This is a genomic window from Desulfobaculum sp. (genome assembly GCF_054921475.1).
Map to the genome: position 1 here is coordinate 1 of NZ_JBUDSW010000131.1, position 9,772 is coordinate 9,772.

The 9,772-nt window shown below is 60.8% G+C and carries 4 protein-coding genes; 3 read left to right on the forward strand and 1 reads right to left on the reverse strand.

Translation table 11 applies throughout. The annotated features are described in order from the left end of the window. Positions 1-891 (reverse strand): hypothetical protein (locus ACY69P_RS09775; protein ID WP_462327326.1); only part of this gene is annotated, 891 nt, incomplete at its 3' end. Between the two features lie 659 nt (positions 892-1,550). On the opposite strand from ACY69P_RS09775, the gene ACY69P_RS09780 reads away from it, so the two are divergent. The 3 genes from ACY69P_RS09780 to nifJ all read left to right on the forward strand — a co-directional run bounded on the left by ACY69P_RS09780 (position 1,551) and on the right by nifJ (position 9,724). Continuing rightward, complete coding sequence (locus ACY69P_RS09780) at positions 1,551-4,202, forward strand: ATP-binding protein (RefSeq protein WP_459900919.1); 2,652 nt, start codon at positions 1,551-1,553, stop codon at positions 4,200-4,202. After that, positions 4,192-5,658: a sigma-54-dependent transcriptional regulator gene (locus tag ACY69P_RS09785; protein WP_462327327.1), complete on the forward strand. Its 1,467-nt coding sequence runs from the start codon at positions 4,192-4,194 to the stop codon at positions 5,656-5,658. The genes ACY69P_RS09780 and ACY69P_RS09785 overlap by 11 nt, the downstream gene beginning before the upstream one ends. Before the next feature lie 409 nt (positions 5,659-6,067). Next, on the forward strand, positions 6,068-9,724 hold the full coding sequence (gene nifJ, locus ACY69P_RS09790; protein WP_462327328.1) for a pyruvate:ferredoxin (flavodoxin) oxidoreductase: 3,657 nt from the start codon (positions 6,068-6,070) through the stop codon (positions 9,722-9,724). Positions 9,725-9,772 lie beyond the last annotated feature (48 nt).

The following is a 9,772-nucleotide window of genomic DNA, read 5'->3' on the forward strand; positions in this document are numbered from 1 at the left end:
GGGCGCTGGCTCCTCGGGGTGGACCTCAAGCTCAAAGTCAACGCCATCCAGTGAGGTTGGCGCGTCGTCTGTGGCTTCCATGTCCAGATCAATGACCGGAACATCGTCCTCCGCCGGCTGCGGGGCGACTGCGGGCATGGAGTAGGCGGCCTGAAGCTCCTCCACCATGCTGCCCAGACCGGCCTTGATGCCGCGGCTCATGACAAGGTTGTCACCGTCAAAGACATCAATGCGCGACCAGCCGCGGCCGATGAAGACCGAGGCGCAGGTTCCGGCGCCGCGCGCCAAATCCGTAGAGCGGATGGCGGTTTGCAGGGCCAGCGGCGGGATGGTCGCGCCTGCGGGCTCAAAGCCGGCATCGCGCAGCATATCCACGGAGCGTTTGAGGGCCTTGCGGGGCACGGTGTAGGCGATGGCCTGCAACTTGGGGATGCCCTTGTCCAGCACCTCGCCCTGCACTTCAAAGTCCAGAAGCTGTTCGGCTTCATTGATGGACTTGTCGCGCTTGATGGCCCAGCAGAATGTTTCGGATTCGCGCTTTTTGGGCACCTTGGGGATGCGCACGCGCCACAGGTCGGCCTCCGCAGTGGGGACAAGCACCCAGATGTCGGGATTGGCGCTGCCTGCAACGGCGGAAATTTGCATGCGAAGGAACTCGGCAAAGCCCGCGCTGCCCGGTCCGGCTTGCGGCGGGTAGGGGGCTTCGCGCAGGGTGCGGAGCATGGTGCGGCCGCCGCTGCGTTCCATAACGGCAATGCGCAGCGCGTACGGGGCAATGTCCAGCCCAAGGGTGATGCCCTTGGCCTTGCCGCCACGCAGAGCGCCGCGTGTGTCCTTTGGTGATGTGGAGCCGTCTGCCGATTGAACGGTTGACGCCGTCGTCTCAGCCACGTGAGCTGACGGTGCTGATGAGGCGTCCCCCCGGATCGTCCTCAGCAGGCGCTCCGTAGAGCTAGAGTCATTACGAGTCGCCAATTCCCCCTCCGTCTCAGCAAGCGGCCAGCGGCGCGCCCCTGCGATTGGGTGGTCGTGAACAGGATGTGGCCGACATGGCCACAAGGAAATATTTCCAAAATAATAAAAGCAAGGGGTGTGTCCCGCGCTCCTTCCCCCCCGAGATAGCGCGCAAAAAAGGAACGACCTATTACAAACACCGTTTACGTTATGTCAATGCCATTGCCAAGAAAATAGGGGTGTCTCCCTATTAGGCTGGGAATTGATAGGTATTTCCCATGGGAAAGGCTGGCTGGACTGGTGCGCAGGAGCGCGTCTTCCGCACGTCCAATGCGGGGGCCGCGGAGCCGTCTGCGACGCGGCTTCGCACAGCAGCGCGCCATAGACCCGTTGCCGTTCCCGGTGTGTGTCTTGGCCTTCCGTTTGCGCGCAAAAGCGGGCATGCTGAAGCTGACGCGTGTGGGCATGGGGGGTGCACTGTGGCACTGCCATTGCAAAAAACCACTGCGGGCCAACACTTTTCGTAAACGGCCATATCGTTGTAAGCGCAATTATATTGCGATGGCAATACATGAAATCAGCATCTGAGGTTTGGGATGAAGAGGCGTATTTTGCGGCTGGTGCTGCCTGTGCTCTGCGCGCTTGTGTGTGTGCTGCCGTTTGGCGGTGACGCGGGCGCGGCTCCGGTGCGGGGGAATATCCTGTACCTGAACTCCTACCATGACGGGTATTCGTGGTCCGACGATATATTCGAGGGACTGCGCGAAGGCTTGCAGGGCCACAGCGAGGTGGAGTTGCAGGTGGAGTACATGGACTACAAGAAGTACGAACTCGGCTTCCTGTCGTCCCTGCTTGGCGATTTGTACAAGCGCAAATTCCGGGGCATGCACTTTGACGTCATTGTCCTGTCCGACAATAACGCATTCAATTTCTATCTTGAGCGCGGGGCGGAGCTGTTTCCCGGCGTTCCGGCAGTATTCTGCGGCATCAACGACTTTTCGCCCGAGGTGATCTCCGGGCGCGACATGACGGGTGTGGTGGAAAACTTTGACGTGGCCGATACCCTCGGCATCGCCCTGAAGTTCCACCCTGAAAAGAAGCGCCTTGTCATTATCGGTGATGAATCCGTTACCGGTGTGGCCATCCGAAACCAGCTGCTGGACGCCACCCCCCGCTTCAAGGACCGGCTGGACGTGGAGTACTGGTCCGGATTCGACACCGACGAACTGCGCAAGCAGGTGCGCGAGGCCTCGGACGACACGTTTTTCTTCTTCATCCCCTTCTATCAGTCCATCAAGGGGCGCTTTTATTCCGCGGCGGAGCTATTGGAGATTGCGTCTCGGAATACGTCGTCGCCCATCTACTCCAGTTGGGAGTTTCTCCTAGGGCATGGGATTGTTGGCGGAAAGCTGCTTTCCGGGCAGGAGCATGGGCGCAAGGCCGCAGAACTCGCCCTGCGCGTGCTTGGCGGTGAGCGGGCTGGGGATATCCCCGTGGTGCATTCCACCCCCAGCCGTTTCGAATTCGACTACAACCAGTTGCAGAAGATGGGCATTGATGAGAGCGAATTGCCCGTGGACAGCATCATCGTCAACGCGCCGAAGGCGTTTTACGAGGTGGACCGCGGGCTGTTCTGGACCATCATGGTGAGTTTCTTCCTGCTGATGGTGACGACGCTGTTTCTTGTGCGCAATATCGCCCGCCGCCGCATGGCGGAGATGGAGATGGAAAAGCAGCTGTCCTTTCAGGAAATCCTCATGGACACCATCCCCATGCTGGTGACGTGGAAGGGCCGCAAGCAGATTTACCTTGGCGCAAACCGCTACTTTGCGGATTTCTTTGGCCTTGCCTCGCCCAGCAAGATTATTGGGCGCAAGGAATCCGCCATCCCGGTGCTCAATGACTATCTGCAATGGGATGAGCCGCTGGACAGGCAGGTCATGGAGACGGAGCGCCCCATCCGCCGCCAGCGCCGCACGGTCATCAACGCCAAGGGCCAGACCTGCGTGCTGGAAGTGAACAAGGTGCCCCTGCTCGACGAGAAGGGCAATGTCATGGGCACCCTGACCACGGGCGAGGACGTCACCAAGGAAGCCAACCTTGAAAAGCAGCTGCTCCAGTCGCAAAAGATGGAAGCCATCGGCACGCTGGCGGGCGGCATTGCCCATGATTTCAACAATATCCTGACATCCATCATCAACTCCACGGAGCTGGCCCAGCTGGATGTGGACACCCAGACCCCGGCGGGGCAGGATTTGGAGCGCGTGCTCAAGGCCGCGCAGCGCGGCAGTGGATTGGTCAAAAAAATTCTGACCTTCTCGCGCCCCTCGCAGGAGGGCTTCCAATATGTCAAGATTGAGGACGTGGTGCGCGACGCCGTGGGCCTGCTCAAGGCCTCTCTGCCGCGCAATATCAAGGTCACCACGCAGATAGGCAATGAAATGGGCACCTGCCTTGCGGACCCGACGCAGATTCATCAGGTGGTGATGAACCTGTGCACCAACGCCTTCCACGCGCTGCGGCCCACGGGCGGGCGGCTGGAGATTACGCTGGAGACCGAGGAAATCGACGTCTCCACCTCCGAGCTGCGCAACCTGCCGCCGGGCAGTTATGCGGTGCTGACCGTGGCGGACAATGGCCCCGGCATTCCGCCCGAGATTGTGGACAAGATTTTTGATCCGTTCTTTACCACCAAGGGCAAGGCCGAGGGAACCGGCCTTGGTCTCGCCGTGGTGCTGGGCATCATCAAGGTGCACAAGGGCAGTGTGGAAGTGACCAGCGCGCCGGGAATGCGGACCGCTTTCGTCGTCAGATTGCCGCGCGTGGCAAAAGAGACTGGCGAGAGTGCCGGGAGCGTGGTATCCGCAACTCCCGGACAGGGACGCATCCTCTTCGTCGAAGACGACCCGGACCAGCTGGCCACCATCCCCCGCGTTTTGGAAATGCTGGGATACCGTGTGGTGCCCGTGCACGACGCGGCAGCCGGGCTGGACCGCATCGCCCACGACGACACGCCGTTTGACCTCGTCATCACGGACTATGACATGCCGGGGCAAAACGGTGTGGAATTGGCCCGCAGTCTTGCCGAGGTGTCGCCCGACATGCCCGTGCTCATGGTCTCCGGACGCGAGCGGGCGGTGCAGGCGGCGCAGGCCATGCCAAACATCGTGAAGGTTGTGCTTAAACCCTACGACAGAAACACCCTGTCCGAAGCCATAAGGGAAATCTTGCAGACCAATGCTCAATGACGAGAACATCTTCGGGAACATCCTCGTTGTGGACGACGACCCCGAGGTCCGCGGGACCATGGAGAGCCTGCTGGGGCGTATGCTCCTGCACTGCGAAACCGCGGGCACGCTGGCTGATGGCCTGCGGGCCATGCGCGAGCGCGACTTCGACGTGGTCTTCCTCGACGTCCGTCTGCCCGACGGCAACGGACTGGATGCGCTTCCCGAAATCAAATCCATCCCCGGTTCGCCGGAAGTCATTATCCTCACCGGGCAGGGTGACCCGGATGGGGCGGAATTGGCTATTCAGGGCGGTGTGTGGGACTATTTGGTCAAGCCAACGCCCATCAAGCAGACCATGCTCAGCGTGCAGCGCGCCCTCAAATACCGCGAGGAAAAGCGCGCCGAAGCTCCGGTCATTGCCCTGAACCTTGAAAATGTGGTGGGCCATGGCCCCGGCATGCACACCGTCTTTGACCAGATGGCGCAGGCCGCGCGCTCGGCCTCGTCCACCCTTATCACCGGCGAGACCGGCACAGGTAAGGAACTCACAGCCCGCACCATCCACGAAAACGGTCCCCGCCGCGACGGGCGTTTTGTGGTGGTGGACTGCGCCTCCCTCACCGAAACGCTGGTGGAGAGTACGCTCTTCGGCCACCGCAAGGGCGCGTTCACCGGCGCGGACAAGGACCGTACCGGCCTGGTCAAAATGGCCGACGGCGGCACCCTGTTCCTCGACGAAGTTGGCGAGATGCCCCTTTCCCTCCAGAAGTCCTTCCTGCGCGTTTTGCAGGAAAAGCGCTTTAGGCCCGTGGGGTCAACGCAGGAGGAAAAGAGCGACTTCCGCCTTATTGCGGCCACCAACAAGGACCTTGAGTCCATGGTCCGGGACAGCGACTTCCGCGAGGACCTGCTGTTCCGCCTCAAGACCATCACCATTGAGTTGCCGCCCCTGCGCAGCCGCGCCGAGGACATCCGTCCGCTGGCCATTCATCATATCAACAAGCTGTGCGAGGACTACAAGCTGCCCGTCAAGGGCTTTGGGTCGGACTTTTTTGATGTGCTTGGAGCCTATGGCTGGCCCGGCAACGTCCGCGAGCTGTTCAACGTGCTGGAGCGCGCCTTTGTGGCCTCCGGGCAGGAGAAGACGCTGTACGCCATGCATCTGCCGCAGGACGTGCGCATCAAGGTTGCCAAGGCCACGCTGGAGGGCGGCAAGGACGACCAGCCCGCATCCGGCGCGCCCGGCATGCCGCCTGCCGGTGGCCCGGCGCAGGACGCCGCCTCGTGGCTGGAGGCGCAGTTTGACGGCGAGGTGCCCAGCCTCAAGGACTTCAAGTCCCGCATGGAAAAGCATTATCTGGAGTATCTTCTCCAGCGCTATGACGGCGAACTGTCTACAATTCTTGAGATTTCCGGTCTTTCTCGCTCGCATTATTACGCGCTGCTGAAGAAGATGGGCATCTCCTCAAAATGATGTTTCGGCTGTCCTTTTTTTCAGACAGCTGACACTTTGTCCGAAAAAACAGACCGCGGGCCGGTCCCGGGGGGCGGATGCCGTCCACCCGTTGATTTCAGCGCTTCGGCGGATTTTTTGTGGACAACTTATACTCGAAATGGAAGGAAGAAGATGGTAGTGGCTGTATGCCACTGGTTGAGCGAATAAACAGGTGCGCGGGCATTTCGTCCGAAAAAACAGACTTTCCGGCCGCGGAAGTGGCTGGTGGGTTCGTACGGTTTATCGCCAATTTCCCGGTTTTGCAGGGAAAAAGAAATGGTAAGGTTCTGGCACGGTTCTTGTTGGCTTTGTGGCGCTTTTCCCACATGTCCGCGGGTTCCGTGCCGATGCATCGGAAACCGTTTCATGAATCTTAAGGAGAGGATTTATGCCTAAACACATGAAGACCATGGATGGCAATACAGCCACTGCGCATATCGCATATGCGCTGTCCGACTGTTCCGCCATCTATCCCATCACCCCGTCGTCCACAATGGGCGAGGTGGCTGATGAAATGGCAGCACAGGGCCGCAAGAACATCTTCGGCCAGATTGTGAACGTCAAGCAGATGCAGTCCGAGGCGGGCGCCGCTGGTGCCGTTCACGGTTCCTTGGCTGCCGGCGCGCTGACCTCTACGTTCACCGCGTCTCAGGGTCTGCTGCTGATGATCCCCAACATGTACAAGATCTCCGGCGAGCTGCTGCCCGGCGTGTTCCACGTCTCCGCACGCGCTCTTGCCGCGCACGCTCTGTCCATCTTTGGCGATCATCAGGACGTCATGGCCTGCCGCCAGACGGGCTTCGCCATGCTGGCCTCCGCATCCGTGCAGGAAGCCATGGACCTCGCTCTGGTCGCGCACCTGTCCGCCATCGACAGCAACGTTCCGTTCATGCACTTCTTTGACGGCTTCCGTACCTCTCATGAGATTCAGAAGATCGAAGTCATCGACTACGAGGACATCAAGAAGATCGTTAACTGGGAAGCCATCGAAGAGTTCCGCCAGCGCGGAGCCAATCCGGAACACCCCGAGATTCGCGGCACCGCCCAGAACCCCGATATCTACTACCAGGGCCGCGAGGCATGTAACTCGTTCTACAACGAGCTGCCCTCCATCGTTCTGGAGAACATGAAGAAGGTCGAGTCCATCACCGGCCGCCGCTACCGCCTGTTCGACTACGTCGGCCACGAGGAAGCTGAGCGCGTCATCATCGCCATGGGCTCCGGCTGTGAAGCCATCGAAGAGGTCATCAACCACCTCGTCGCCAAGGGCGAGCGCGTTGGCCTCGTGAAGGTGCGCCTGTTCCGCCCCTGGTCCACCGACGCTCTGCTGTCCGTGGTGCCGGCTACCGCCACCTCCATCACCGTGCTCGACCGCACCAAGGAACCCGGCGCACTGGGCGATCCGCTCTACCAGGACGTCTGCACCGCTTTCATGGAACGCGGCGAAATGCCCACCATCGTTGCCGGCCGCTACGGCCTGGGCTCCAAGGAGTTCACCCCCGGCATGGTCAAGGCCATCTTCGACAACATGAAGGTGAACCAGCCCAAGACCAAGTTCAACGTGGGCATCAACGACGACGTCACCCACACTTCCCTCGAAGTGTCCGACGTGGTCGACACCACCCCCGAAGGCACCGTGCAGTGCAAGTTCTGGGGCCTGGGTGCCGACGGCACCGTTGGCGCCAACAAGAGCGCCATCAAAATCATCGGCGACAACACCGACATGTTCGCACAGGGATACTTCGCCTACGACTCCAAGAAGTCCGGCGGTATCACCATCTCTCACCTGCGCTTCGGTGAAAAGCCCATCCAGTCCACCTACCTCATCAACCATGCCGACTACGTGGCCTGTCACAACCCGGCCTACGTGCACCAGTACGACCTGCTGGACGGCATCAAGGACGAAGGCGTGTTCGTGCTGAACTGCCCCTGGTCCGTTGAGGAGATGGAAAAAGAAATCCCCGCTTCCCTCCGCCGCGAAATCGCTGAGAAGAAGCTCAAGTTCTACACCATCGACGCCGTGAAGATCGCTGGCGAAGTGGGCCTTGGCGGCCGTATCAACATGGTCATGCAGACCGCGTTCTTCAAGCTCGCCAACGTCATTCCCTTCGATCAGGCCGTGAAGCTCCTCAAGGACGCTATCGTCAAGGCCTACGGCAAGAAGGGCGAAAAGATCGTCAACATGAACCACCAGGCTGTGGACAAGGCCGCCGACGCTATCGTCGAGGTCAAGGTGCCCGAGTCCTGGCTGACCGCTGCCGACGACTGCTGCTGCGGCGGCAAGGCCGAGCCCGAGTACATCACCGACGTGGTTCGTCCCATCCTCGCCCAGAAGGGCGACGATCTGCCCGTGTCCGCCTTCGAGGCTGACGGTCTGGCTCCTGTTGGCACCGCTGCCTTTGAAAAGCGCGGCGTTGCCATCAACGTGCCCGAGTGGATCCCCGAAAACTGCATCCAGTGCAACCAGTGCTCCTTCGTGTGCCCCCACGCCGCCATTCGTCCCTTCGTGGCTAATGAGAATGAGCTGGACGGCGCCCCCGAGACCTTCGCAACCATCGACGTGAAGGCCCCCAAGGAAATGAAGGGCATGAAGTACCGCATGCAGGTTTTCGCTCAGGACTGCCTCGGCTGCGGCAACTGCGCAGACATCTGCCCCGCCAAGGACAAGGCTCTCGTCATGAAGCCCCTGCACACCCAGCTCGACGCTCAGGTGGAGAACCTCGACTTCGCCTCCGCCAACATCAGCGACAAGAGCGACCTGCTCGCCAAGCGCGACAACGTGAAGAACTCCCAGTTCTTCCAGCCGCTCATCGAGTTCTCCGGCGCCTGTGCTGGCTGTGGTGAGACCCCCTACGTGAAGGTGCTGACCCAGCTCTTCGGTGAGCGCATGGTCATCGCCAACGCCACCGGTTGCTCCTCCATCTGGGGCGCTTCCGCACCCACCACCCCCTACTGCACCAACCGCAACGGCCACGGCCCGACCTGGGGTAACTCCCTGTTCGAGGACGCCGCCGAATTCGGTTACGGCATGTCCATGGGTGTCATCCAGCGCCGCAACAAGCTCGCCGACCTCGTGCAGGAAGCCATCGCTTCCGACATCCCGGCCGAGCTGAAAGAAACCATGCAGAACTGGCTGGACAACAAGGACGACGCCGACCTCTCCAAGAAGTACGGCGATCAGCTCCGCGGCCAGCTGTGCGAAGTGGCTCCCACCGCGCTCCTCGACGAGATCTTCTCCATGGAAGACCTCTTCACCAAGAAGTCCTTCTGGGTCTTCGGTGGCGACGGCTGGGCCTACGACATCGGCTTCGGCGGCGTGGACCACATCCTCGCTTCCGGCGAAGACGTCAACGTGTTCGTCATGGACACCGAGGTGTACTCCAACACCGGTGGTCAGTCCTCCAAGGCAACGCCCCTCGGCTCCATCGCCAAGTTCGCTGCCTCCGGTAAGAAGACCGGCAAGAAGGACCTCGGCCAGATGGCTATGACCTACGGTTACGTCTACGTGGCCTCCGTGGCCATGGGCGCCAACAAGCAGCAGATGATGAAGGCCATCAAGGAAGCAGAAGCTTACCCCGGTCCTTCCCTGATCATCTGCTACGCCCCCTGCATCAACCAGGGCATCCGTAAGGGCATGGGCCGCTCCCAGTACGAGCAGGAACTGGCCGTCAAGTCCGGTTACTGGCCCCTGTACCGCTACAACCCCGAGCTCGCAGAAGAAGGCAAGAACCCCTTCATCTTCGAGTCCAAGGACCCCGACGGATCCATCCAGGAGTTCATGGGCGGCGAAAACCGCTACGGCCTGCTGGAACGTACCTTCCCCGAGGAGTCCAAGAAGCTCCGCGCAGCCATCGAGCAGCAGTACATGCACCGCTTCGAGTACTACAAGTCTCTCGCAGCGCTCGAAGGCCCCAAGGTCGTCAGCCCTGACGACGTTGAGCTGAAGGGTGGCGAAGCTGGCGAACAGTGCGCCACCGCCGCAACCCCCGAGCATGCCCGCCCCGAATCCGGCGACGCATGCGACGACGGCCGTAAGGGCAAATAAGCTCCCGTAAGCCATCGTCATACGACGCTCCCTAAGAGGGGGGCGGCC